This window comes from Curtobacterium sp. PhB137, from assembly GCF_003814955.1.
GTDB lineage: Bacteria > Actinomycetota > Actinomycetes > Actinomycetales > Microbacteriaceae > Curtobacterium.
In genome coordinates this window covers 36,137-60,948 of record NZ_RKQO01000010.1, presented here as the reverse complement: position 1 = coordinate 60,948, position 24,812 = coordinate 36,137, and the positions used below count along the sequence as shown (strand labels likewise).

Genomic DNA, 24,812 nt, shown 5'->3' with positions numbered 1-24,812 from the left:
GGCAGCGTTTCGCTAGTTCGGCTAACTACTTTCCTGCGATCACCGGCAAGACGACGAAAAACGGACAACCACGTGTCAGGACAGGACATCCCGCAGGTCGTACGCCGACGGCACCTCGAGCTGGTCGAACCCGCACGACGCCGCGTCGCGGTCCGGACGCCACCGTTCGAACTGCACCGTGTGCCGGAACCGGTCGCCCTCCATCTGGTCGTAGCGGACCTCGAGCACGACCTCCGGCGCCAGCCGGACGAACGACGTGTCGCGACCCGACGAGAACCGCGACCGTTCCCCGTCACCGGTGACGGGCCTCCCGTCCGCATCGCGGAGCACGACGGGCTCGAGCTCGTCGACCAGGGCGAGCCGGCGCTTGTCGGAGAAGGCGGAGACGCCGCCGACCTGGCGGAGCTCACCGTCGTCGCCGTACAGCCCGACGAGCAGCGACCCGACGCCCGAGCCGCTCTTGTGCACGCGGTACCCGATCGCGACGACGTCGGCCGTCCGGTGGTGCTTGATCTTGAGCATGGTCCGCTTGCCCGGTTCGTACGGCTTGGCCCGGCGCTTGGCGACGACGCCGTCGAGTCCGGCGCCCTCGAAGGTGGTGAGCCACTCGCAGGCCTGGTCGACGTCGAGCGTGGTGCGCGTGACGAACAGCGGGTCGGACATGCCGCTCGCGAGCTGTTCCAGCCGGTCACGTCGTTCGTCGAACGGCAGGTCGACCAGCTCGTCGCCGTCCGCTGCGAGCAGGTCGAACGCGACGAACTGCGTGGGCGTCTCGGCGCTGAGCTTCGCGATCCGCGAGGCCGCCGGGTGGATGCGCTGGGACAGTGCCTCCCAGTCGAGGCGCTCGGCTCCGGGCTCGCCGGAGCGCAGGATGACCTCACCGTCGAGCACCACCGGGTGGTCGCGGCCGCCGAACTGCGCGCGGAAGGCCTCGACGAGTTCGGGGAAGTAGCGCGTGAGCGGCTTCGCCCCGCGGCTGCCGATCTCGACGTCGTCGCCGTCGATCGTCACGATGCCGCGGAAGCCGTCCCACTTCGGTTCGTACCGCAGGCCACCGGTCACGCTGTCGGGTTCCGGGACCTCGGCGACGGCCTTGGCCAGCATCGGTGCGATCTCCATGCGTCGTGTCTACTCGGGCTGCGGTGGGCGGCGCTGCGCGCTTCGTGAGCAGGAATGGTCGGGTCCGGCGCGACGACTCGACCATTTCTGCTCACGAAGTGCGGCCGGGAGGCCCGGAGAGCGCTGGGCAGGTCGGCTCGCGTCAGTAGTGTGGTGCGGGTGACGACCGTGCCCCCGTCGGCAGCGCCGGCTCCGGAACCGATCAGCCCCGTGCAGGCCGCCGCGCTCCGCGACGGCGTCCTGCCGCCCGTCGAACAGGTCCGGCCGGGGATCTGGACCTTCGCGGTGCCGTTCCGGTTCGGGGTGCCCGACGCGACCCTGGTCTACGTCGTCGAGGGGTCGGACGGGTCCCTCGCGTTGATCGATCCCGGGTGGTCGGCCGACGGCGGGCTCGACGAGGTCCGTGCCGCACTGTCGGCGATCGGCCGGTCGCTCGACGACGTGTCCCTCGTGGCCGTGACGCACCTGCACGCCGACCACCTCGGTGCCGCCGCCGCGATCCGCCGAGCGACCGGTGCACGGGTCGCGATGCACGGGCTCGAAGTGGACACCCTCGACCGCGAGCGCACCGACGCGGTGCAGAACGACGCCGACATCGCCACGTGGGGCCTGCCGCCCGAGCTGCACGACGGCGTCGTCGCGGCCTGGGGGAGCGGACGACGGATCGGGCTCGGGCGGAGCGAGGCGCCGTACGCCGACCTGCTGCTGGCCGACGGCGACGTGCTGCCGATCCCGGGGCGCACCATCCGGACGCTCTGGACGCCCGGGCACACCGCCGGGCACGTGTGCTTCGTCGACGAGCCGGGCGGGCTGCTGTTCACCGGTGACCACGTGCTGCCGCGGATCAACTCCGGGATCGGCCTCGGTGGTCGGACCGCCACGAACCCGCTCGGTGACTACCTGGCGTCGCTCGGCCGACTCGACGTGTACGCCGGGCTCGAGGTCTGCCCGGGCCACGAGTACCGGTTCGCCGACGTCGTCGCACGCGCGCAGACGTTGGCTCGACACCGCGAGGAGCGGTCGCGGCACGTCGCCGAGGCGCTCGACCTGCTCGACCTGCCCACGCTGTTCGAAGTCGCCGCGCGTGTGCCGTTCAGCGGCGGGATCGAGTCGATGACCGGGTTCCTGCTCGCGAGCGCGCTGACGCAGACGGCGTTCCACGCCGAGCTGCTCGGCCGGTCCGGCGAGGTCCGCCCCGCCTGACCGCTCGCGTCCTGACGTCAGCCGAGCGTGGTGGCCAGGCGCTCGATCGTCGTCTTCGCGTCGGCGAGCTCGGCGGACGCGTGCTCGGCGAGCGGGGCGAGGTCGGGCAGCCGGTCGGCCAGGGTCGCACTGACCGTGATCGGGTAGAGCTTCATGCCGAGCGCCGTGCCGAGGATGAGGTGCAGGACCGGCGACCCGTGGTCCCAGTCCTCGGTCGGGGTGCCGGCGTCGTAGGTCGCACCGCGGCTGACCACGGTCACGACCGGACGGCCGGCCAGGGGCTGCACGTCGCCTGCCAGGACCCCGGGGATGTGGATGCGGTCGATCCAGGCCTTGAGCGTCGACGGCACCGTGTAGTTGTACAGCGGCGACCCGACGACCACGACGTCGGCGGCGAGGAGTTCGTCGATGACCTCCTGGCGCAGTGCCTCGGCCTCGGGAGCGACGGACTCGTCCGCGGTGCGGTCCGCTGCCGCCCAGTGCAGCGCCGAGGTCTCGAGGTGCGGGAGCTGGTCGACGTGCAGGTCGCGGCGGACCACCGTGTACTCCGGTCCGCGTGCGCGCCAGGCATCGGCGAACGCGGCGGTCAGCGCGCGCGAACGGGAGTGGGAGAGGTCGGCCGAGGAGTCGATGTGCAGCAGCGTGGGCATGGTGCCCACGCTACCGACGGTGGGACGGAAACGGCCCCGCCGCCCCGGGGAGGGGACAGGCGGGGCCGAGCCGGGCCTCCCGTCCGTCACGCGGGCACGCGACGGACGGGAGACGACGGGGGACCGTCAGCGCTGGTCGTCCGTCAGCGCTGTGCGCGGCGACGGCGCAGGGTGCGGGCGCCGATCAGGCCGGCACCGGCGACGAGCAGGCCGAGGGCCCAGGGCAGGGCACCGGTGGCGTCCGAACCCGTGTAGGCGAGCTGGCCGCCACGGTTCGTCGGGGTGACCGGTGCGGCCGCGGGGACCGGAGTGGTCGGCGTGGCGACGGTCGGGACGGCGGTCGGCTGGACATCCACCGCGAACGCGGTGGTGAAGTCACCGGCCGAGACGGACAGGTTGTGGATCGACGCGTGCGGGAACGTGACGTTCACGAGACCGAAGAAGCCCAGGTCGGGGTCCGGCGCGATGACGTCGCTCGCCACGTCCGAGGTGACGGTCGGGACGATCGACTCCTCGTTCTCGTCGGTGATCTCGTTGCCGAACACGTCGACCAGGCCGCCGGACACGACGAGCGTCCCGCCCTGCTTGATGGTCGGCCGGCCGCCCTCGACCTCGTTGCCGGTGTAGCCGCCCTCACCGTCGCCCGTGATGGTGAACGTGTAGACCTTGCCCTCCGGGTCGATGATCCAGCTGGTCCGGGTGCTCGTGTCGTCCTCGTCCTCGCCGAGGTCGAACGCACCGGCACGGTCGGTCGTGAAGACGATGATGCCGAGCGGCGCTGCGGCCTCGACGGTCAGGTCGACGTACTGCGTGACGGTCTCGGTGCCGCTCGTCGCGGTGACCGCGAAGGTCCAGTCGGACGCTTCCGTCGAGACGCCGCTGAGCTCACCGGTGGAGGCGTCGAACGTGATGCCGTCCGGGAGCTGCTCGTCGGGCTCCGGGACGTACTCGTCACCGTTCTCGTCGTAGTACGTGGTGTCCTCGAGCTCGTCCTCGTCGAACCAGGCGAGCGCGTACTTCGGCTCCGGGAAGCCCTGCGCGCGGAAGGTGTGCGAGAACGCGTCACCGGCGGTGGTGCTCAGCTCGAGGGGGTGGTCGGCGTCGGCGCCGGCCTTCGTCGGCTTGCCGTCCTCGCCGAGGAAGGCGGGGGTCTGCGTGACGGGCGCGGTCGCGTCGGACGTCACCGAGGTCGTCTCGGTCGCGCCGGGCAGCGTGCCGGTCACCGTGACGGTGATCGTCTTGCGCACGTCGGTGGGGTCGATGCGGTAGGTCGCGGTCTTCGACAGGACGTTGCGGTCCTGGTCAGCCCACACGTACTTGTACGAGGAGTCCTCGTCGAAGCCGGTGACGACGGCGCTCAGGAGGGTGCCGACCTTGGCCGCACCGTCGATGGTGACGGTCGCGTCGGCGGCCTTCGTGGTGACGTCCGGGGTCGGCGTCGCGGTCGGAGCCGGGGTCTCGGCGGCGGGAGCGGTCGTCGCGGGGGCGGTCGGCTCGTCGGCCGGGGCGGTCGCGTCGTCGCTCGGGGTGGGGGCCGGGGTCTCCTCGGCGGGTGCCGGGGCCGGGGTCTCCGTGGTCTCGTCGGCGGGGACCGACGGCTCGTCGGTCGGTGCGGGCGTCTCCGTCGCGACGGGTGCCGGGGTCTCCTCGGAGACGAAGGGCTGCGTCGAGTCGGTCGGCTCGACGGCGCTGGCGGCGGTCGCCGACATGATGCCGAGACCGGTGGTCAGACCGACGAGTGCGACGGTGGTGCCGACGGCGCAAGCGCGACGAACGGCGGAGGTGCTGCGATGCACGGGTTCCCCCCATGTTCAGGTCCGGCTGGGTGGCCGGATCGTAAGAATCTGCCGAGAGTTTCGGCCTGCTCGGATCGTAGTGCGGCTGCGCGGCCGTTCAGGCGTCGGTGACCGGAATGTGACCATGGTTGGGGGTCCGTGCGGAAACCCGCGTCGGACGGGAGGCCCGTGGCGGATCCGCCACGGGCCTCCCGTCCGTGATCCGGTGCGGTCCACCGCGTCCGGCGCGGCAGGCAGATCAGTCGCCGACGGCCGCCGCCGCGCGTTCGAGAGCGGCGCGCAGCGCACGGACCGCGGGCGAGGACGCCCCGGCGGCGCGCACGACGGTGAAGATCGTCCGGCGGGGCTGCTCGGGCAGTTCGAGCAGGCGGCAGGTCGTCGTGCGTCCGGTCCACATCAGGTCCGGCATCAGGCTGACGGCGTTGCCGGACTCGACCAGTCGGATCTGGGTCTGCAGGTCGGCGGTCTCGTAGCGGACGTCCGGCTCGAAGCCCCAGCGTCGGCACACCTGCTCCGCGAAGTGTCGCGACGCCGTCCCGCGGGGTTCCATCACCCACGGCAGGGCCTCGGCGTCCTCGAGGCTCGACACCGGCAGTAGCGCGGTGTCGAGCGGCGGCAGCGCCAGCCGGACGGCATCGGTGGTCAGGTCCGAGCGGTCGAGCCCGGACAGGTGCGGGGCGGCGTGCGCCGGGTACTGCTCGGCGATGACCATGTCGAAGTCGCGCGCCCACGTCTCGTTCAGGGCGGTCTCCGGCTCGCGCTGGACCATCTCGACCCGGACGTCGGGGTGCTCGGTGGCCATCTCGTGCAGGGCGTTCGGCATCAGGGCGAGGGCCGCGGACTGGAACACCGCGACACGCACCCGGCCCTGCACCGACGGCAGGGTGTCCTCGACCTGCGCCTGGGCCTGCTCGAGCACGTCCTGCACGTGGCCAGCGGCGGCGACCAGCACCTCGGCCTGCGGGGTGAGCTGCAACCGTCGACCCGCCTTGCGGAGGAGCTGCACCCCTGCCTCGCGTTCCAGGGCGCTGAGCTGCTGCGAGACCGCCGACGGCGTGAAGTTCATGGCCTCGGCGACGGCGGCGATCGTGCCGCGGATCGACAGCTCGCGGAGCAGGATCAGGCGGCGGACATCGAGCATGGTCTGACGGTAGCGGGATCGCCGTGGATTCGGTAGTGCAACTGAACGGTACCCATCAGGAACGGTCGCTTCCGCTACCGTATCCCGGGCCTCCACACTGATCCCATGACGACCCTGCAGGAGCACCCCGCCACCGACCACGACGCGCTGGCGGACCAGTCCGTCGCACTCGTCCGACAGTGGCTGGCCGAGGCCGAGTCGTTCCCGGTGGACGGCTCCGCCAAGCAGCTCGCCGGGGTGCTCGCCGACCCCGCAGGTCTGGACTTCGCCGTCGGCTTCGTGGACGGCGTCGTCCGCCCGGAAGACCTCGCCGTCGCCGCGCGCAAGCTCCGGCAGATCGCGCCCGGTGCCCCCGGGTTCCTGCCCGCCGCGATGCGCGGACTCGTGCGCCTCGGTGGCGGCATGGCCCCGGTGCTGCCGGGCGTCGTCGTGCCCATCGCCCGCCGGGTGCTCCGGGGCATGGTCGGCCACCTCATCGTCGACGCGACCGACTCGAAGCTCGGCCCGGCGATCGCGAAGATCAAGCGGGACGGCGTCCGGCTCAACGTGAACCTGCTCGGCGAGGCCGTGCTGGGCGAGCGCGAGGCCGCGCGCCGGCTCGAGGGCACGCACAAGCTCCTGGCACGCGACGACGTCGACTACGTGTCGATCAAGGTCTCGTCGACCGTGCACCCGCACTCGCCGTGGGCGTTCGACCACGCCGTCGACGACATCGTCGAGCAGCTCCGCCCGCTGTTCACGCGCGCCGCGGCCTCGACCCCGGCGAAGTTCATCAACCTCGACATGGAGGAGTACAAGGACCTCGACCTGACGATCGCGGTCTTCACGAAGCTCCTCGACGAGCCCGCGTTCCTCGGGCTCGAAGCCGGCATCGTGCTGCAGGCGTACCTGCCTGACGCGCTCGCCGCGATGGAGCAGCTGCAGGAGTGGTCCGCCGCCCGCCGCGCCCGAGGTGGTGCCGGCATCAAGGTCCGCCTGGTCAAGGGCGCGAACCTGCCGATGGAGCAGGTCGAGGCCTCGGTGCACGGCTGGCCGCTCGCCACCTGGCACACCAAGCAGGACTCCGACACCAACTACAAGCGCGTGCTCGACTGGGCGCTCACCCCGTCGCGCGTCGAGAACGTCCGCGTCGGTGTCGCCGGGCACAACCTGTTCGACGTCGCGCACGCCTGGCTGCTCGCCGGCGAACGGGGCGTGCGGGACGGCATCGAGTTCGAGATGCTGCTCGGCATGGCGCAGGGCCAGGCGTCGGCAGTGAAGAACACGGTCGGTTCCCTCCTGCTCTACACGCCGGTCGTCCACCCCGGAGAGTTCGACGTCGCGATCGCGTACCTGATCCGCCGCCTCGAAGAAGGCGCCTCGCAGGACAACTTCATGTCCGCGGTCTTCTCGCTGGTGTCGTCGCCGCCGCTGTTCGCCCGCGAAGAAGAACGCTTCCGCGCCTCGCTCGTGCCGCTCGCCACACCCGAGGGCCTCGCCGCTCCCGCGTCCCACCGCGTCGCCGACCGCTACGCGGCCGTTGGGCGCCCCGGACCCGGCCGGTTCGAGAACACGCCGGACAGCGACCCGTCGGTCGCGTCGGTGCGCCAGTGGGGTTCGGCCATCACGGACCGGATCGCGTCGTCGACGCTCGGCGTCCGCGCCGTCCAGGAGGCCCGGGTCGACTCCGCCGCGTCGCTCGACTCGGCGCTCGCTCGCGTCCAGGCCGCCGGTGCGGTCTGGGGGACCTGGTCCGGTGCCGCTCGTGGCGCGGTGCTGCACGCCGTCGGCGACGCACTCGAGGCGAACCGCGCAGCACTCATCGAGGTCATGGCCGCGGAGACCGGCAAGACCATCGACCAGGCCGACCCCGAGGTGTCCGAGGCGATCGACTTCGCACACTTCTACGGTTCGCTCGCGTCGCAGCTCGACGACCTCGACGGTGCGACCTTCACCCCGGCCACGCTGACCCTCGTCGCGCCGCCGTGGAACTTCCCGGTCGCGATCCCCGCCGGCTCGACCCTGGCCGCACTCGCTGCCGGGTCCGCCGTCGTCCTCAAGCCGGCGCCGCCCGCCGAGCGCTCCGGAGCCGTCCTCGCCTCGATCATCGAGACCGCGCTCGACGCCCACGGGGCCCCGGCCGACGTGCTCGCGTTCCTGCAGGTGTCCGAGAACGAACTCGGCCAGCAACTCATCGCCTCGCCGATGGTCGACCAGGTGATCCTCACCGGTGCCTACGAGACCGCCGAGCTGTTCCGCTCGTTCCGCTCTGACCTGCCGCTGCTCGCCGAGACCTCGGGCAAGAACGCCGTGATCGTCACCCCGTCGTCGGACCTCGACCTCGCGGTGAAGGACGTCGTCGCCTCGGCCTTCGGGCACGCCGGTCAGAAGTGCTCGGCCGCGTCGCTCGTGGTGATGGTCGGCTCGGTCGCGAAGTCGAAGCGCTTCCGCAACCAGCTGCTCGACGCCGTGTCCTCGCTCACCGTCGGCTCGCCGACCGACCCCACCACCCAGATGGGCCCGATCATCGAGCCGGCATCGGGCAAGCTGCTCGCCGGCCTGACGACGCTCGGCGCGGGGGAGACCTGGGCCGTCGAGCCGAAGCAGCTCGACGAGACCGGCAAGCTCTGGAGCCCCGGCGTCCGCCAGGGTGTCCGCCGCGGCTCGGAGTTCCACCGCACCGAGTACTTCGGTCCGATCCTCGGCATGATGACCGCCGACACCCTCGACGAGGCGATCGACATCGTCAACGAGGTCGACTACGGCCTGACCTCGGGCCTGCACTCGCTCGACCCGGCCGAGATCGGCACGTGGCTCGGCCGGATCCAGGCGGGCAACCTCTACGTCAACCGCGGCATCACCGGTGCGATCGTCCGTCGGCAGCCGTTCGGTGGCTGGAAGAAGTCGGCCGTCGGCGCGGGCACGAAGGCCGGCGGGCTGAACTACCTGCTCGGGCTCGGGTCGTGGGCGCCTGCTCGGTCGACTGCTGCGTCCGTTCCTTCTGCTCCGGTCAGCGCCTTCGTCCGTGCGGCCGGGGTCACCTCGCCGGTGCTCGACCGGTCGCTGGCGTCGGACGAGCAGGCCTGGTCGACGCTGTTCGGCACCGCGACCGACGTCTCGGCCCTGAGCGCCGAGCGGAACATCGCGCGGTACCTGCCGTTCCCGTCGGTGCGGGTGCGGCTCGCTGCGGTTGCAGACTCTGACGCTGACGCCTCGGTGGTCGAGCTCGTGCGCGTCGTCGCCGCTGCGCTCCGGGCCGGCACGGCGATCGACGTCTCGACGGCCGCCGCGCTGCCGACACCCGTCGCATCGGCGCTCCGCTCGCTGCCCATCGTCCGGTCCGTCTCCCAGTCGGTCTCCGACGACTCCTTCGCGTCGTCGATCGCGGCGGGCCCGTCGACCCGTGTCCGGCTCATCGGCGGCGACACCTCGGCGCTGTACTCGGCGATCGGCGGGCGTCCGGACGTCGCGGTGTACGGCGGCCCGGTGACCGAGGCCGGGCGGCTCGAGATCCTGCCGTTCGTCCGCGAGCAGGCGGTCTCGATCACGGCGCACCGCTTCGGCACGCCGAACCACCTGACCGACGAGCTCATCTGACCGGACAGCGGCGCTGGCGTTCGGGTCCAGCGCCGCTGTCCGGTCGCCGCACGCTGTCGGGCTGCGCCGAGGCAGTAGGGGTTGCCTCGGGTGCGCGTCGCAACCACGGCGCGCACCCGACAGCCCTGCGTCGGGTCGAACCCGGAGGAGCTCCACCATGACCGAACCGTTCGCACGCCCGACCGCCCTTGCCCACGTCCGCGTCACCGTGACCGACATCCACCGCAGCAAGGCGTTCTACCAGCAGCTGCTCGGCACCGACCCGGCGATCGACTTCAGTGACCAGGTCGATGAGCCGGGCGTGCGGGAGGACCGTGAGCGCTTCTACGGCGGCTCCGTGTTCCGGCTCGGCGACCAGGTCTTCGGTCTCCGCCCGGTCGCTCCGGCGGGGCAGACGTTCGACCCGGACACCGTCGGCCTCGACCACGTCAGCTTCGTCGTGGGATCCGTCGACGAGCTGCACCAGGCGGCCGCGCGTCTCGACGCCGCGGGGGTCGAGCACGGCGAGGTGACCGACCTCGGCGACGCCGGCATGGTGATCCTGTCCGTGCAGGACCCCGACGACATCAACCTCGAGCTCGCTGCCCTCAAGTCCTGAGCAGTCCTGAGCAGTCCTGAGCAGTCCTCGGGCCGCGGGCTAGCATGGGGTGACGAGAGGGGACGTCATGCGCTTCATTCAAGCCATCGGCCGGGGGATCGGCTTCGTGTTGTCGACGGCGGCGAAGGTGCTCGGGACTCTGAACGGCGCAAAGCCCGCGGGTGACGACCTCGCTGTGCGGCTGAACCAGCCCCTTCGCGACGACTACCGCCCCTGACCGGGCGTCGTGCGCGCGGTCAATCGGCGACTGCGGGCTCCTGGGCGACCATCGTGCCGGTCACGAGCGCGCGCAGCGACTCCGGCAGGGGGATCGGTCGGCGGGCGCCCTCGCGGTCGATGATGACGTGCGCGAACTCACCGGTGGCGAGCAGTGCGCCGTCGAACTGCCGGAACAGGCCGAACTCCCACGACAGGCTCGTGTTGCCGAGGTGCTTGGACCGCATCCCGACCTCGATGACGTCCGGCCACACGGCGGACTCGACGAAGCGGCAGCTCGACGACACCAGCACCGCGATCCACTCCGACGTGAAGGGGTCGAGACCCGCTTCCTCGCGGAACCAGTACGTCGACGCGTTGTCCATCGCCGAGTAGTAGATCGTGTTGTTGACGTGCCCGAACATGTCGTTGTCGTTCCACCGTGTGGGGTAGAGGCGGCGGAACGGGTACTCGTCGATGGTCATCGGTCTCCGATCGGAGGTGCGGGTGTGGCGTGATCGGCGGCGGGGCGCAGCACGTACTCGAACGCGGCGCGTGCCCGGACGGGGTCGGGGGCCTCACCGGAGATGAACTCAGCGTAGGTGAACGACTCTGAGATCCGGACGAGCAGCCGCGCGAGCTCCTCGGCGGACAACGGGGCCGGATCGAACTCGCCGGACGACTGCTCCTCGACCACGAGCGCGGTGACCCGCTCGACGAACCGGCTCTGCACGTCGCTCTCCGAGGTGGTCAGCAGGCGCATCGCCCGCGCGGGCTCGCGGGTCAGGAAGGCGCGGAAGTAGGTGGCCTCGATGAGGTCGGCGGTGAACCGGTCGAGCACGTCGACGATGCGCGCCGCTCCGGACGACCCGATCGTGTCGGCAGCGCGGGACGCCCGGTCGAGCGTCGGGACTGCGAGGGACCACAGGATCTCGGACAGCAACCGGTCACGGTTGCCCACCCACCGGAACAGCGACGTACGGTCCACGCCGAGGGCGGCAGCCAACGCGCCCATGTCGATCCGTGCGCCGTCGATGAACGTGTGGCGGGCCTCCCGGAAGGCGCGCAGCGCAGAATCCGATGTGTACACGCGGTCCTCCCTTGCAACGTTTTCGAGAATGATGCATCGTTGGTTCCATGTCAACGCTGACGCCCACGACGGGCCTCCTCGAATCGGACTTCTACGGCTTCCAACAGCAGCTGACCGAGCCGGAGCGCGCGTCGATCGGGCGGCTCCGCGAGTACCTCGAGCGCGAGGTCGCGCCCATCGCCGACGGGTACTGGGCACGCGCCGAGTTCCCGATGCAGGTGATCGCCCCGCTCGCCGAGCTCGGGATGTACGGGCCGGGGATCCCGCTCGTGCGCCAGTTCGAGAACTCGGCCGTCTACCGCGGGTGGGCTGCGCTCGAGCTCGGACGCGTCGACGCCAGCGTCGCGACGTTCATCGGCGTGCAGTCGGGTCTGGCGATGAACTCGATCGCCGTCGCCGGCAGCGAAGAACAGCAGCGCGAGTGGCTGCCGCGCATGGCGGCCGGCGAGCTCATCGGGGCGTTCGGCCTGACCGAGCCGCTGTCCGGCAGCGACTCCGCCCGTGGCCTGCGCACCACCGCCCGCCGCGACGGCGACACGTGGGTGCTCGACGGTGAGAAGCGCTGGATCGGCAACGCCACCTTCGCCGACGTCGTCGTCATCTGGGCGAAGGACGTCGCGGACGAGCAGGTGAAGGGCTTCCTGGTCACCACGGACACCCCCGGCTTCACCGCCACCAAGATCGAGGACAAGATCGCGCTGCGCGGGGTGCAGAACGCCGACATCGTCATGCAGGGGGTGCGTGTGCCGGAATCGCGTCGGCTCCAGCGCGCCGACTCGTTCCGGTCGACGGCCGAGGTGCTCCGTCTGACCCGTACCGAGGTGGCCTGGCAGGCGGTCGGCATCGCGGTCGGCGCCTACGAAGCAGCGCTCGCGTACGCCCGCGAGCGGATCCAGTTCGGTAAGCCCATCGCCGCGCACCAGCTCGTGCAGGACCTGCTCGTGAAGTCGCTGTCGAACATCACGGCCTCGATCGCGCTCTGCACGCAGGCCTCGGCCATGCAGGACGCCGGCGTCGGGGGCGACGAGCACTCCGCCCTGGCGAAGGCGTTCGCGACCGCGAAGATGCGTGAGACCGTCGGCTGGTGCCGCGAGGTGCAGGGCGGCAACGGCATCGTGCTCGACAAAGGTGTCGCCCGGTTCTTCGCGGACGCCGAGGCGATCTACTCGTACGAGGGCACGCGCGAGGTGAACACGCTCATCGTCGGACGGGCGATCACCGGGCAGGCCGCGTTCGTCTAGCGGGCCGGGCCGGGCCGGGTCGGGTCGATCGGGTGGATCCGACCCGGAACGACGTTCTCGATGTCGTGTGACGTCGGTCGTGTCGTTCCGGGTCGACCGCCACGCCCGCGTTACCCGAGCAGCTCCGGCCGCTCCCACTCCTGGCCGAGCACGTGCTGCCCGAGGAACGCGAACACCGTCTCGTACCAGACCACGGCGTGCTGCGGCGAGAGCACCCAGTGGTTCTCGTCCGGGAAGTACAGGAACCGGTGCGGCATCGTGCCGTCGTCGGCCGCGTGGTGCTCGGCGAGCTCGGACCACAGTCGCAGCCCCTCGCCGATCGGCACCCGGTAGTCCTTGTCGCCGTGGACCACGAGCATCGGTGACGTGATGTCGGCTACGAAGCGGTGCGGGTCGTTGGCCTCGACGCCGGCGGCGTCGAAGATCGACGACCAGTACTGCGACGCGTCCGTGGTGCCGTTGAACTGGTCGAGCGCCCACAGGCTCGCGTGCGTGACGATCGCGCGGAAGCGGTCGGTGTGCCCGGCGACCCAGTTCGCCATGTAGCCGCCGAACGAGCCGCCCATCGCCGCCGTCCGGGTCTCGTCGATGTCCGCTCGGGCCTCGACCGCGTCCGTGATCGCCAGCAGGTCGGTGTACGGCGCCTGCCCCCACGCGTTCCACCCACGGTTCACGAAGTCGAGCCCGTAGCCGGTCGACAGGGCCGGGTCCGGCAGCAGCACGGCGTACCCGCGCGCCGCCAGGAGCATCGGGTTCCACCGCCACGACCACTGGTTCCACGAGTTGAGCGGTCCGCCGTGGATCCAGAGCAGCAGCGGGTGCGGCCCGTCACCCTCCGGCACGACCAGCCAGCCGCGCACGCGCGCGCCGTCGGCCGCGGTCGTCTCGACCTCTTCCAGGTGCGCGGGGACCTCCGGCAGAGGTGCGGGCGTCGCGAGCGGGGTCACCTCGCCGTCCGGCGTGATCCGCACGGGGTGCAGTGGTGCCGCCCAGGAGGCCCGGAGCGCCACGACCGCACCCGTCGCCTCCGCCACGCGCAGGCTCGAGTACGCCCAGTCGTCGTGGGTCAGCTGTTCGACGGCTGCGCCGTCGAGCGGGATGCGGAACACGGGTGCCCGGCCGTCCTGGTCGGCCACGGCGAGCAGCGCCCGGTCGCCGTGCTCGAACACGAGCTCGCTCGGCCAGCGGTCCCAGTCGGTCGCGATGCGGCGCGGGTCCGACCCGTCGATGCCGGCGGTCCAGACCTCTTGCTGGTTCGCACCGGCGGGGGTGGAGCGCACCGTCCGGACCCAGGCGATCGTGCGACCGTCGTGGCTCAGCGCGGGCATCTCGTGGTCGACGTCGGCGTCGTCGAACAGCACCGAGCGGTGGCCGCTGGTGCAGTCGATCGTGACGAGCGTCGAACGGTCCCCACGGGCCTCCCGGACACCCACGGCTGCCAACAGGACGGAACCATCGGGCGTGAGTGCCCCGGCGACGTGGTCCAGCGACCGGCCGGGAGCCGGCGTGCGGTCGGTGAGGCGGGGGAGCGCGGTTGCGTCCTCGGCGTGGTCTTCGGTCTGGCCTTCGGCCAGGTCGAGCGTGAGGATGTGGGTCTGGGCCGGCCCGAGGTCGTGGTCCCAGTACCGCACCGGGTACGTCTCGTGCAGGATCGCGCGGACCTTCTTGTCCGTGCGGGCCTTCCGGAGCTGGGCGTCGGCGTCGACCACGGTGGCCGGGTCGGTACCGGCGCCGGGCAGCAGGTCGGCGGTGAGCGCTGCGGTGTCGGCGGCCGCAGCGGTCGCCAGGACGCCGCCGACCCCGCCGGTGAGCCGCGTCAGGGGGCGCGCTTCACCACCGGCCGCCGGGAGGACCCAGAGCTGGGCGGCGTCGGCGTCGGTGGCATCGGCGTCGGGGCGGGCGGAGACGAAGAGCAGGTCGCCGGTGCGGGTGAAGGCGATGCCGCCCTCACCCTTGGCGGAACGGGTGAGGCGGACCGCGGTACCGGCTGCGGCGCTGCCCGCTGCGTCGGCATCGGCGTTCGTTTCGGTGTCGTTGCCGGCGGGCACCTGCCAGATCGAGCGCCGGTACCCGGTGCGGTCCGGGTCGAGCGCACTGACCGTCAGGGCGACGCGCTCACCGTCCGGGCTGATAGCGATCCCGTCGACCCGGGGGAGCGCGATGTACTGGTCGAGGTCGGAGAACGGCGTCGTCATGCGACCACGCTCACCAGGTCATCGGCCCAGAAGGCGGCGATCTGCTCGGCGACCGCCGTGCCCTGGGCGCGGCCGGCCTCGGCCGAGGGTGCCTGGGTGGCCAGCGAGAGCGAGTTCGTGCCGAAGGCTTCCTGCGCGGTGCTGTCCGCCACCACGACCTCGACCGAGCTGCCGCCGGCGCGGAGCGACTCGACCGCGACGTCGAGCCACGGGCCGACCGGCGACGGACCCTCGGGACCGCAGGCGATCACGAGCACGCGTTCGTGACCGGCAGCGGCGTCGGCGTTTGTGCCGGAGCGGACCCCGCCGTCGACGTACGGTCGGCCCTCGATGCCGACGGGTGACCACACGAAGGGCACGGAGCACCTCGCGGCGACCGCGAGGGGGAGCGGGACGCCGTCGGCCGCGGTCAGCAGTCGGAACGTGCCGTCGGTGGCGTCGACCGCGGTGATCGCGAGCGGCTTCGCCGGCCAGTCGGTGGACGGCAGGGTCTCGGTGAAGGTCGCCACGCGCTCGTCGTCGGACTGTCCGCCGGTGACCTGCTGGGCGGCGAGGCCGAGGCGGGCGCGGGCGTCCTGCTCACCGGTCGCGCCCTCGAGTGCGGCACCGATCCGCTGCTGGACGGCGTCGGTGTCGATGGCCGGCGGCTCGACGTAGGTCGTCGGCGCGGGCGTGTGCTGCTGGTCGTACGCCTGCTGCACGGCGCCGTTCCGGACGAAGGCGCCGACGACGCTGCCGGCGCTCGTGCCGACGACCAGGTCTGCGGCATCGAAGTCGACGCCGGCGTCCTGCAGGGCGGTGAGGACGCCGACCTCCCAGGCGATGCCGGCGACGCCTCCGCCCCCCAGGACGAGGGCTCTGGATCCGGGAACGGGCGTGCTGGCATCGGTCATGGGTCTTGCTTACCAGCTGCGTGCGACGGGCTGGTGGAGGCCGACAGATCCTGTGGAGAACCGACCTGTGGACAACTCCGTCTGCGTCGTTGGCGTGACCTAGCGTCGTGGTCATGGGGCAACAGCGTTCAGGACGGGTCGGCACGGTCGGGTGGCCGATCGTGGTGGCGGCCGCGCCCACTGCGGCGTTCCAGCTGCCGAACCTGTTCGTCACCCCGGCTGTGCGACTGTCGCTCGTCGTGTTCGGGCTCGTCGTGTTGGCCGGTGCCGTGGCGGTGCAGGTGGTCCGGACCCGACGCAGCGACGCTGCGCGGGCGGTGGCCGAGGAGAACGCCACCGGGGCCGAACTCGAACAGTCGACGGCGGTCCGGTACGCGTTCGGCCAGATCGCCACCCGGCTCGTCCGGTTCACCGAACTGCCCCGTTCCGAGCGCCACGGCGAACTCTCCGTCGTCGCCGACCGGGTCGCCGTGGCCCTGGCGTTCTACCTGCTGCCGAAGGTGCCCGACGTCCGGGCCAACGTGTACCAGCTGTCCACCGATCTGCGTGCGCTCGAGCCGATTGGTCACGGGGGTGCCGGCGACACCGCCGGGGTCTTCCGCGCGGGCACGCCCTACGGCGACCGCAACCTCGAGTGGGTGCTGGTCGGGGGATCACCCCGGATCGTCGGCGACCGCTCGGCCGACGTCGACGTGGACCAGGACGTGCCGGGCTTCGAACCGCGCTACTCGTCGTACGTCTCGGTGGTGATCCGGTCCGACCAGTACTCGTTCGGCATGCTCACCGTCGACTCCCCGGTCCCCGACGCCTTCACCGAACTCGACGCCAAGAACATCGCGATGATGGCGTCGTTCATGGCCGTGGCGTTCTCGTTGACCTACTCGTTCCCCGAGCGCGACCGCAATCCAAGGAAAGGCCCGTGATGCTCACACGCTCTGTCGGACGCTCGACGTACGATGCCCTCATGACGACCGTGAACCCTGCTCCGCCGTCGTTCGGGCGTGCCCGGATCTCATCGCCGAACTGGAACGACACCACCACCGACGCCGACTACGAAGACCTCGACGTCATCGCCGCCAACATCGAGCGCGAGCGCGAAGCAGCCCGGATCCGGGTCGCCGCAGCCATCGCCGCGCGCCTGGGTCGCTGACCCTTCCCGCATCGTCCACCACGAACGGCTCCCACGGGTGTGGGAGCCGTTCGTCGTCTGGGCGTCGGGGCTACTGCGCCTGGGGCACGTCGATCAGCACCTTGCCGACGGTGTCCTGCTCGACGGCGTCGTGCGCGTCCGCGGTGCGGGCGAGGTCGAAGCGGGTGAGCGGCAGTCCCGCGTCCGCGCCGACCGGCAGCACGCCGTCGTGCAGCGCCTCGGTGACGTCCTCGGCCGCAGCGGACAGGGCCTCGTCGCCGATCGTGTAGAGCAGCAGGAACTGGTAGCGCGCGTTCACGCTCATGTTCGGGCGGATCGGCAGCGTGGCCTCGTCGCCGCCGTTGTTCGCGTAGATCGACACGACGCCGTGGTTCGCGAGGACGTCGGCGACCAGCTCGGCGTTCTGGGGGATCGACACCTCGACGACGATGTCGACGCCGTCCCGCGCGATCTCGCGGATGCGAGCCGCGGCGTCGTCCTGCCGGTAGTTCACGACGTGGTGGGCACCCGCCGCGGTGGCGAGTGCGGCCTTGTCGTCCGAGCTGATCGTCGTGATCACCGTCGCGCCGGCCCAACGGGCGAGCTGGATGGCCGCGTGCCCCACCGCTCCGGCACCACCGGCGACGAGCACCGTGACGCCGTCGAGCGCACCGGGGCCCAGTCGTGCGGGACCGTCCTCGTGCGTCGTGAGGGCGCGGTGCGCGGTCATCGCCGGGACACCGAGCGAAGCACCGACGTCGAAGCTCGTCTCGTCGGGCAGGCGGACCGCTCGGCTCTCCGGCACGACGGTGTACTCCTGTGCGGTGCCGGTCGGGCGCGAGGCGGCGGCCATGAAGAGCCACACGCGGTCACCGACGGCGAGGTCCTCGACACCCGGGCCGACCGCGTCGACGACACCGGCGCCGTCCTGGTTCGGGGTGACCTCGGGGAAGGGCAGGCCGTCGCCGTAGGTACCGCCGGCCCGGGCCTTCCAGTCCGTCGGGTTCACGCCGGAGACGACGACGCGGACGCGGACCTCGCCGGCGCCGGGTTCGGGGACGTCCCGCTCGACGAGTTCGAGGACGCTGCTGTCACCGGGCTTCGTGTAGACGATCGATCGCATGTCCCCAGGCAACCACTCGCCGCCGTCGGGGATTCCGAGTGTGGCATGGCGGCACTTCGTGAGCACAAATGGTCGGGTGCGTTCGGCGGACCCGACCATTTCTGCTCACGAAGCGCCCCCCGCCCCGCCCGCGCCCGCCCCGCCCCCGTCCGCCGCGCCACGTCAGCGGGCGTCGTACTCCACGCGCGACACCGCGACGTCGTCCATGTGCGACGTCGCCCACGCCTCGAGCGGCTCGAGCACCCGGCGGAGCGACCGCCCGCGATCGGTGAGTTCGTACTCGACGTGTGGCGGGATCTCAGGGAACACCGTGCGGGTGACGAGTCCGTCCCGTTCCAGTGCCCGGAGGGTCTGCGTGAGCATCTTCTGCGACACGCCCTGCACCCGGTTCGCGATCGCCGAGTACCGTTGCGGCCCGTCGGCGAGGGTGCCGATCGTCAGGACACTCCACCGGTCGCCGATGCGGTCGAGCAGCTGCCGGCTGGGGCAGTCCGCCGCGTAGGGGCTGTACTCGAGTGCTGACATATGGCCTGGCCTCCGTGGCGAACGAGCTCCGGTACGCACCGTGAGGTGCCTACTTACTCAAAGAGAGTAACTCTTGTACGGTGAGCAGCACCAGCCCCACGAAAGGAACAGCATGACCAGCATCGTCGTCTTCGGAGGCACCGGCTACGCCGGCTCCGCCATCACCCGCGAAGCCCTCTCCCGTGGCATCGCCGTCACCGCCGTCGCGCGCGACACGAGCAAGCTCGACGCCGCCGAGGGCCTGACCCTGGCGCAGGGCGATGCCTTCGACGCCGACTTCGTGGCCGAGGTCACGAAGGACGCCGACGTCATCGTCGTCGCCCTGCACGCGGTCCAGTCGGACGGCAGTGAGCTCAAGGATAAGTTCCAGCACTTCGTCGACGCTGCGGCCAACGCCGGTGCGCGTCTCGGCATCGTCGGCGGCGCCGGTTCGCTGCTCGTCGCCGACGGTGGACCGCGCCTGTTCGACTCGGCCGAGTTCCCGGACGCGTTCAAGGGCGAGGCGAAGAGCCACGCGCAGATCCTCGACGCGCTCCGTGCCTCGGACACGGACGTCGACTGGTTCTACGTCAGCCCGGCCGCCGGTTACGGCAGCTACAACCCGGGCGAGCGTCGTGGCACCTACCGCACGACCGACGAGGTCCTGCTGACCGACGCCGAGGGCAACTCGGACATCTCCGGCGACGACTTCGGCCTGGCCTTCGTCGACGAGATCGCGAACCCGGCGCACCACCAGGCCCGTTTCGGCGTGGCTTACTGAGGCAACCGCTCACCGGACGGGAGGCGCGTGGCGGGGCCGCCCTGTGCCTCCCGTCCGTCCCGGACCGCGTCCGCGCCCTGTTGCAGGCATTGCGCCCCTGTGTGTCGGGGCGCGACGCCCGCAACGGGGCGCAACGCGTTGGCGCGCGCCGGACGGGAGGCCCGTGGCGATACCGCCACGGGCCTCCCGTCCGCCGAACCCTTCCGCCCCGCTCAGTGGGCGACGATGGCCGGCAGCGGCACGTGGTGGCGCATGCGCACCGCGAGGTGAAGGCCTCCGCGGCGGGCGAGCACGAGCGCGATCACGGCGGCGGCCGCGGCGGGCACCCCACCGGCGACCATCATCCCGACGTGCGCCCCGAAGTGGTCGACGACCTGGCCCATCAGCGGCCCACCGATCGCCTGACCGCCGAGCAGCACGAGCACGTAGAGCGACATCACCCGGCCGCGGATCGCCACGTTCGACGACAGCTGCACGAGCGAGTTCGACGCGGTCTGGAACAGCAGCTGCGACATCCCGACGGCGACGAGCGCCACGGTGAACGGCGCGATCACGGGGATCGACCCCGAGACGACGAGCAGCACCCCGGTCCAGAACACCCCGCCGACGATGGTCCGGAGCCGCACGACCGCCCGACGTGTGGAGAGCAGCGCGCCGACGAGCGCACCGATCGCCACGGCCGAGTTGAACACGCCGTACCCGGCGGCGCCGACGTCGTACACCTGTGACGCGAAGGCCGACAGCAGCACGGGCATCGTCAGGGCGAACACCGAGAAGAACGCGACGAGGATCACCGGCACGATGATCGTCGGCTTGTTGACGGCGTAGCGGAGCCCCTCGATCAGCTGCCCCTTGCCGCGGGGCGCCGGGGGCGTCCGGTGCAGCTCCGAGACCTTCAGGAACCCGAGCGTCACGACGACGGCGACGCAGGCGATCGCGTTCACTCCGAACGACCAGCCGGCCCCGACGGCGACGAGCAGCGCCCCGGAGAGCGCCGGGCCGATCATGCCGCCGAGCTGGAACACCGACGAGTTCACGCTGATCGCGTTGCGGAGGTGCTGGTGTCCGACGATCTCGGTGACGAACACCTGGCGGGCCGGGTTGTCGATGACGGTGACCATCCCGACCAGGAACGCGATCACCCAGATGTGCCAGGCCTCGACCACACCGGCGAGCGTCAGCACGGCGAGCAGCGCGGACAGCACCGCGAAGGCACCCTGCGTGATCATCATCAGCGCGCGCTTCGAGAACCGGTCGACGAGCACGCCGCCGAGCAGCCCGAACAGCAGCATCGGCGCGAACTGGCAGGCGACGGTGATGCCGACCTGCGCGACCGAGCCGGTCAGCTGCAGGACGAGCCAGTCCTGGGCGATGCGCTGCATCCACCCGGCGGTCATCGCGACGAGGTTGGTGGCCGTGAACAGCCGGAAGTTCGGCACGGACAGGGCGATGAGGGTGTGCCGCCAGGGCGGGCGGGTGGCCTGGATCGGGAGTGGTTCGGTGGGCGGGGGGAGGGTCGTCGATGACGCACTCACGGTGAGGGGTTCTCCGGACGTCGTTGCGGATCTGGTACCCCAACGAAACTACGTGGCCGCGGGCCATTCGACACCCCTATGGTGGCTATCAATCCATTGCGATGTCGAATGACCGAGCGAACGACCGCGCGAACGACCGCGCGACACTCGCACGAACGAACGAGGTGCCCGTGCTCGATCCGGTCCTGCTGCAGACCTTCCTGGCCGTCGCCGAGACGCAGAGCTTCACGCAGGCCGGAGCCCGCCTCGGCATCAGCCAGCCCACCGTCTCCCAGCACGTCCGGCGGCTCGAGACCGCGGTGTCCCGCACGCTCGTCGCCCGCGACACCCGTGGCGTCACCCTCACGGACAACGGCGACGCGATGGCCGGATTCGCCCGGACGATCCTCGCGGCGCACGCCACCGCGGACGCCTACTTCTCGGGGTCGGCGACCCGTGGGCGCCTCCGGTTCGGTGCGGCCGACGACCTCGCGATCACGCAGTTGCCGCGCATCCTCCGGGACTTCCGGAGGCTGCACCCGCAGGTGAACCTCGAGCTGACGGTGAACCAGTCGTCACCGCTCCTGCGCCGGGTGCACGCCGGGCAGCTCGACCTGGTGTTCATCAAGCAGACCGCGGGGGAGTCCGCCGAGGGGACCCGGGTCGCGACCGACCAGATGGTGTGGATGGCGCAGGACGGCATCGCGGTCGAACGCGACGAGCCCGTTCCGCTCATCGCGTACCAGGCGCCGAGCATCAGCCGGCAGATGGCGATCGACGCCCTCGAGGCAGCGGGCCGCACCTGGCGGATCACCTGCAACACCCGCGACGTGAACGGCGTGCTGGCGGCGGTGCGGGCGGGGATCGGCGTGGCGGTGTTCCCGCACTCGCTCATCCCTGCGGACCTGGTGAAGGTGTCGCAGCGGCTCGGGTTGCCGGATCTGCCGGCGGTCGACTACGTCCTCATCGCCAACCCGACGGTGCAGCGCGAGCCGATCGACGCCCTGACGAACGCGATCCTGTCGCGCGGGGTCGTCCGCGCCGTCTGACCGCCAGCCGAGGGGCCGAACCGGAGACCGAGCCCGCTACGGCGCGAGGGTCGGGGTCGTCCCGGTCCCGGTCAGGTCGGGCAGCGTCACCCCGGCGAGCGGCAGCAGCGCCGACGCGACGGCCCACAGCAGCACGAGCGTTCCGACGCCACCGAGCACGGCGCCGAGCAGCGCGACCGGCCGCTGCCACGTCGCCGCGCGGTCGCGCAGCGTCACGAGCGACACCACCAGCGCGAGGAGTCCGAGCACGACGCCGACACCGTGCACGGTCGCCGGCGCGGTGAACCACCAGGCCGCGAGTCCGAGCGTCGCGATGCCCGCGACGGCGCCCAGGACCGCCCCGGGCGTCGCACCGAGTGCACGGCGCGGCTCCGGCTGGGCGGCTGCGGCCACGGGCTGGTCGAGCAGTTCGGTCGGGAGGCCCGGCTCGGCCCCGACGGACGCGCTCGCCTCCGCCACGGGTGCGGTCGAGGGCACGGTGGCGTTCGTGGGCACGGTGGCGTTCGTGGGCACGGTGGTGTTCGTGGCCGCGGGTGCAGCCGCGGACACCGGCGCCTGCAGGACCGCGTCGAAGGAGCGCACGTGCGCGGACGCCGGGGTCGGTGCCGGGGTCACGGCGGTGGCGGCGGCCTGCTGGTGGGCGAAGCGGCGGGGCGTGCGGAAGCCGATCGGACCGACGGGTTCGGGCTCGGTGCCCTCGACGACGACGTGCTCCAGGCCGGGCACGGAGAACCGGGGCTGTCCGGCGGAGGGCACGGGCGACGGTGCGGGGGCCGGTGCGGTGCGGGGAGCGGCGTCGATCGGTGAGACCGGGGCCGGTGCGGAGGCCACGGCGGCGGTGTCGAACGGCACGGTGTGCACGGTCGGTGATGTCGGGGCCGGTGGCAGGAGGTCCTGCTGCGGCGGGTAGTCGGGGACCGTGACGTCGTCCTCGACCAGGGTGGCGATGGACGCAGGCTCCGGCGTCGGCGCTGCCGTCGGGTCGAGCGTGGCCGTCGGCTGCGGGGCGGAGCCGAGCACGGCGGTGGGAGCCGGCGCACCGTGGGCGGCGCGCGACGTGGCGGGGGTGGGACGGGCCTCCTGGCCGGTGCTCGCTGCGGAGTCGGACGCGACCCGCCCGGCGGACGCGGCCGGTTCGACGACCGGTGCGGTCACCCAGGACGGGACGGGACGGCGCGGCCGTTCCGAATCCTGCATGCGATGCGACGCCACTGCGGTGCTCCCTTCGTCGACTGATCCATCGTCAGTTCTAGCGGCAACGGTCGCGGATGTCGCAGCCCCAGTTCCGGGGTCGCCGGTACGTTCGGGGCATGACCGGAATCGAACACCGTCCACTGGGTCCCTCGGGGCTCGTCGTCTCCACCGTCGGCCTCGGCTGCAACAACTTCGGGCGGCCGGGGACCGCCTCCGAGTCGCAGGAGGGCACCGACGCCGTCGTGCGGGCGGCACTCGACGCCGGGGTCACGCTCTTCGACACGGCCGACATCTACGGCGGCCGGCCCGGCATGTCCGAGGAGATGCTCGGCCGGTCGATCGCTGGGCGGCGTGACGAGATCGTGCTCGCGACGAAGTTCGGCATGGACATGCAGGGCGCGAACGGCCCGGACTGGGGTGTGCGCGGGTCGCGGCGGTACGTCCGGTTGGCCGTCGAGTCGTCGCTCCGTCGCCTCGGCACGGACTGGATCGACCTGTACCAGATGCACCGTCCCGACGACGTGACCCCGATCGAGGAAACGCTGTCGGTCCTCGACGACCTGGTCCGCGAGGGCAAGATCCGCTACATCGGGCATTCGAACTTCGCGGGCTGGCAGATCGCCGAGGCCGAGTTGACCGCGTCGATCGCCGGCACCACGGCGTTCGTGTCCGCGCAGAACGAGTACAGCCCGCTCGCCCGTGCCGCCGAGGCCGAGGTGCTGCCGGCCGTCCGCGCCTACGCCCTCGGGTTCCTGCCGTTCTTCCCGCTGTACAACGGGCTGCTGACCGGCAAGTACACGAAGGCCGGGGGTCCGGCCGACGGGCGTCTGTCGACGTCGAAGCCGCAGTTGCTCGAGGACGCCCCGTGGGACGTGCTCGACGACTACCAGCGGTTCTGCGACCACCGCGGCGTCACGATGCTGCAGGCGACCTTCGCGTGGTTGCTCGCGCAGCCGGGGCTGTCGAGTGTCATCGCGGGGGCGACGAAGCCGGAGCAGATCACGCAGAACGTCGAGGCCGGCACCATGTGGGAGCCGACCGAGGACGACATCGCCGACATGACGGTGATCTTCGACCGGGCGTAGGCGGGCGGCCGGCGCCGGGTTTCGCGCTGGGCGACAGTTCACGGGCTCCGCAGTCCGTGATGTGTCGCTCAGCGAGAAACCGCGTGTCAGCGGGTGGCGGCGGAGAGTGCTTCGCGCAACTGGTCGGCGGTCAGGCGCGGGCCGTAGCCGGGGGTGTCCCGCTGGATGCGCCAGCCCTCGGCGAGGGGCCCGGCGTCGACGACGTCGAAGCCGAACTCGTCGATGAGGTCCGCGGCGACCTGCTTCGCCTCGGCGTCGTCGCCTGCGACCACGAGGGCACGGCGTTCGGGCGTGCCGGTCGGGGTGGCGTGGCCGGTCAGGTCCGCGGCACCGATGTGGTTGAACGCCTTGACGACCCGGGCGCCGGGCAGGTGGTCCTGCAGCAGCTCGGCCGTCGTCGTCGACTCGTCGTCGAGCGCGGCGATGTGGCCGTCGCGCTCCCAGTAGTAGTTGTTCGTGTCGATGACGACCTTGCCGACGAGCGGCTCCGCCGGGATCGTCTCGATGGCAGCGAGCGGCACCGTCACGACGACGACCTCGCCCGCAGCGGCGGCTTCGTCACGGGTGACCGCACGGGCCTGGTCGCCGAGCTCGGCCACCAGGTCGGCCAGGGTCTCGGGGCCGCGTGAGTTCGCGATCACGACCTGGTGGCCGTGCTGCACCGCGAGCCGTGCGAGTTGGGATCCGATGTTGCCTGCGCCGATGATGCCGATCGTTGTCATGGTGTCCATCCAAC

The 24,812-nt window shown here is 71.7% G+C and carries 23 protein-coding genes; 10 read left to right on the top strand and 13 right to left on the bottom strand.

Going from position 1 to position 24,812, the window contains the following annotated elements:
• Positions 1–75: 75 nt before the first annotated feature.
• The gene (locus EDF28_RS17600; RefSeq protein WP_123939204.1) at positions 76–1,119 is read right to left on the bottom strand and encodes an ATP-dependent DNA ligase; all 1,044 of its coding nucleotides are present in this window, start codon (positions 1,117–1,119) and stop codon (positions 76–78) included.
• A gap of 159 nt (positions 1,120–1,278) precedes the next feature.
• On the opposite strand from EDF28_RS17600, the gene EDF28_RS17595 reads away from it, so the two are divergent.
• The gene (locus EDF28_RS17595) at positions 1,279–2,322 is read left to right on the top strand and encodes an MBL fold metallo-hydrolase (protein ID WP_185094286.1); all 1,044 of its coding nucleotides are present in this window, start codon (positions 1,279–1,281) and stop codon (positions 2,320–2,322) included.
• A gap of 17 nt (positions 2,323–2,339) precedes the next feature.
• Here the strand turns inward: EDF28_RS17595 and EDF28_RS17590 are convergent, their stop codons facing one another.
• The 3 genes from EDF28_RS17590 to EDF28_RS17580 form a co-directional block, all read right to left on the bottom strand.
• Positions 2,340–2,972, bottom strand: a complete 633-nt coding sequence (locus tag EDF28_RS17590) for an FMN-dependent NADH-azoreductase (RefSeq protein WP_111086856.1) — start codon at positions 2,970–2,972, stop codon at positions 2,340–2,342.
• 143 nt (positions 2,973–3,115) lie between these two features.
• Positions 3,116–4,768: a putative Ig domain-containing protein gene (locus EDF28_RS17585; protein ID WP_123939202.1), complete on the bottom strand. Its 1,653-nt coding sequence runs from the start codon at positions 4,766–4,768 to the stop codon at positions 3,116–3,118.
• Between the two features lie 238 nt (positions 4,769–5,006).
• Positions 5,007–5,909, bottom strand: a complete 903-nt coding sequence (locus tag EDF28_RS17580; RefSeq protein ID WP_123939201.1) for a LysR substrate-binding domain-containing protein — start codon at positions 5,907–5,909, stop codon at positions 5,007–5,009.
• Between the two features lie 105 nt (positions 5,910–6,014).
• Between EDF28_RS17580 and EDF28_RS17575 the strand changes: the two genes are divergently transcribed.
• The 3 genes from EDF28_RS17575 to EDF28_RS19325 all read left to right on the top strand — a co-directional run bounded on the left by EDF28_RS17575 (position 6,015) and on the right by EDF28_RS19325 (position 10,300).
• Positions 6,015–9,485 carry a bifunctional proline dehydrogenase/L-glutamate gamma-semialdehyde dehydrogenase gene (locus EDF28_RS17575; protein WP_123939200.1) on the top strand — a complete coding sequence of 1,157 codons (3,471 nt, stop codon included), beginning with the start codon at positions 6,015–6,017 and terminating at the stop codon, positions 9,483–9,485.
• Between the two features lie 157 nt (positions 9,486–9,642).
• Positions 9,643–10,083, top strand: coding sequence for a VOC family protein (locus tag EDF28_RS17570; protein WP_123292422.1), 441 nt, complete (start codon positions 9,643–9,645; stop codon positions 10,081–10,083).
• Positions 10,084–10,150: 67 nt separating this feature from the next.
• Positions 10,151–10,300 (top strand): hypothetical protein, encoded by a 150-nt coding sequence (locus EDF28_RS19325; protein WP_185094285.1) that lies wholly within the window; start codon positions 10,151–10,153, stop codon positions 10,298–10,300.
• 19 nt (positions 10,301–10,319) lie between these two features.
• Here EDF28_RS19325 and EDF28_RS17565 read toward each other — a convergent pair whose 3' ends face one another.
• Together EDF28_RS17565 and EDF28_RS17560 are read right to left on the bottom strand one after the other, a co-directional pair.
• Positions 10,320–10,763 carry a thioesterase family protein gene (locus tag EDF28_RS17565; RefSeq protein WP_123939199.1) on the bottom strand — a complete coding sequence of 148 codons (444 nt, stop codon included), beginning with the start codon at positions 10,761–10,763 and terminating at the stop codon, positions 10,320–10,322.
• The gene (locus EDF28_RS17560) at positions 10,760–11,368 is read right to left on the bottom strand and encodes a QsdR family transcriptional regulator (RefSeq protein WP_123939198.1); all 609 of its coding nucleotides are present in this window, start codon (positions 11,366–11,368) and stop codon (positions 10,760–10,762) included. Before EDF28_RS17560 ends, EDF28_RS17565 begins: the two co-directional genes overlap by 4 nt.
• Before the next feature lie 47 nt (positions 11,369–11,415).
• Here EDF28_RS17560 and EDF28_RS17555 point away from each other — a divergent pair, with 47 nt between their 5' ends.
• Complete coding sequence (locus tag EDF28_RS17555; protein WP_123292425.1) at positions 11,416–12,609, top strand: acyl-CoA dehydrogenase family protein; 1,194 nt, start codon at positions 11,416–11,418, stop codon at positions 12,607–12,609.
• A gap of 110 nt (positions 12,610–12,719) precedes the next feature.
• On the opposite strand, the gene EDF28_RS17550 is transcribed toward EDF28_RS17555, so the two are convergent.
• Complete coding sequence (locus EDF28_RS17550; RefSeq protein WP_123939197.1) at positions 12,720–14,804, bottom strand: alpha/beta fold hydrolase; 2,085 nt, start codon at positions 14,802–14,804, stop codon at positions 12,720–12,722.
• The gene (locus EDF28_RS17545) at positions 14,801–15,697 is read right to left on the bottom strand and encodes a patatin-like phospholipase family protein (RefSeq protein WP_123939196.1); all 897 of its coding nucleotides are present in this window, start codon (positions 15,695–15,697) and stop codon (positions 14,801–14,803) included. Before EDF28_RS17545 ends, EDF28_RS17550 begins: the two co-directional genes overlap by 4 nt.
• 113 nt (positions 15,698–15,810) lie before the next feature.
• On the opposite strand from EDF28_RS17545, the gene EDF28_RS17540 reads away from it, so the two are divergent.
• Both EDF28_RS17540 and EDF28_RS17535 read left to right on the top strand, forming a co-directional pair.
• The gene (locus tag EDF28_RS17540) at positions 15,811–16,620 is read left to right on the top strand and encodes a GAF domain-containing protein (protein WP_123939195.1); all 810 of its coding nucleotides are present in this window, start codon (positions 15,811–15,813) and stop codon (positions 16,618–16,620) included.
• Between the two features lie 41 nt (positions 16,621–16,661).
• Positions 16,662–16,847: a hypothetical protein gene (locus EDF28_RS17535; RefSeq protein WP_123312988.1), complete on the top strand. Its 186-nt coding sequence runs from the start codon at positions 16,662–16,664 to the stop codon at positions 16,845–16,847.
• Between the two features lie 70 nt (positions 16,848–16,917).
• Here the strand turns inward: EDF28_RS17535 and EDF28_RS17530 are convergent, their stop codons facing one another.
• Together EDF28_RS17530 and EDF28_RS17525 are read right to left on the bottom strand one after the other, a co-directional pair.
• Positions 16,918–17,949, bottom strand: a complete 1,032-nt coding sequence (locus EDF28_RS17530; protein WP_123939194.1) for an NADPH:quinone reductase — start codon at positions 17,947–17,949, stop codon at positions 16,918–16,920.
• 162 nt (positions 17,950–18,111) lie between these two features.
• Positions 18,112–18,474: a helix-turn-helix domain-containing protein gene (locus tag EDF28_RS17525; protein WP_111086871.1), complete on the bottom strand. Its 363-nt coding sequence runs from the start codon at positions 18,472–18,474 to the stop codon at positions 18,112–18,114.
• Between the two features lie 112 nt (positions 18,475–18,586).
• On the opposite strand from EDF28_RS17525, the gene EDF28_RS17520 reads away from it, so the two are divergent.
• On the top strand, positions 18,587–19,234 hold the full coding sequence (locus EDF28_RS17520) for an NAD(P)-dependent oxidoreductase (protein WP_123939193.1): 648 nt from the start codon (positions 18,587–18,589) through the stop codon (positions 19,232–19,234).
• Positions 19,235–19,446: 212 nt separating this feature from the next.
• Here the strand turns inward: EDF28_RS17520 and EDF28_RS17515 are convergent, their stop codons facing one another.
• On the bottom strand, positions 19,447–20,769 hold the full coding sequence (locus EDF28_RS17515) for an MFS transporter (RefSeq protein ID WP_123292432.1): 1,323 nt from the start codon (positions 20,767–20,769) through the stop codon (positions 19,447–19,449).
• A gap of 170 nt (positions 20,770–20,939) precedes the next feature.
• Here EDF28_RS17515 and EDF28_RS17510 point away from each other — a divergent pair, with 170 nt between their 5' ends.
• Positions 20,940–21,797: a LysR substrate-binding domain-containing protein gene (locus EDF28_RS17510; RefSeq protein WP_123292823.1), complete on the top strand. Its 858-nt coding sequence runs from the start codon at positions 20,940–20,942 to the stop codon at positions 21,795–21,797.
• A 36-nt stretch (positions 21,798–21,833) separates the two neighbouring features.
• Here EDF28_RS17510 and EDF28_RS17505 read toward each other — a convergent pair whose 3' ends face one another.
• Positions 21,834–22,952, bottom strand: coding sequence for a hypothetical protein (locus EDF28_RS17505; protein ID WP_148086817.1), 1,119 nt, complete (start codon positions 22,950–22,952; stop codon positions 21,834–21,836).
• Positions 22,953–23,107: 155 nt separating this feature from the next.
• Here EDF28_RS17505 and EDF28_RS17500 point away from each other — a divergent pair, with 155 nt between their 5' ends.
• Entirely contained in the window at positions 23,108–24,076 is a 969-nt protein-coding gene (locus EDF28_RS17500; RefSeq protein WP_123939191.1) for an aldo/keto reductase, read from the top strand.
• 86 nt (positions 24,077–24,162) lie between these two features.
• Here the strand turns inward: EDF28_RS17500 and EDF28_RS17495 are convergent, their stop codons facing one another.
• Entirely contained in the window at positions 24,163–24,798 is a 636-nt protein-coding gene (locus tag EDF28_RS17495; RefSeq protein ID WP_123939190.1) for an NADPH-dependent F420 reductase, read from the bottom strand.
• Between the last annotated feature and the right edge of the window lie 14 nt (positions 24,799–24,812).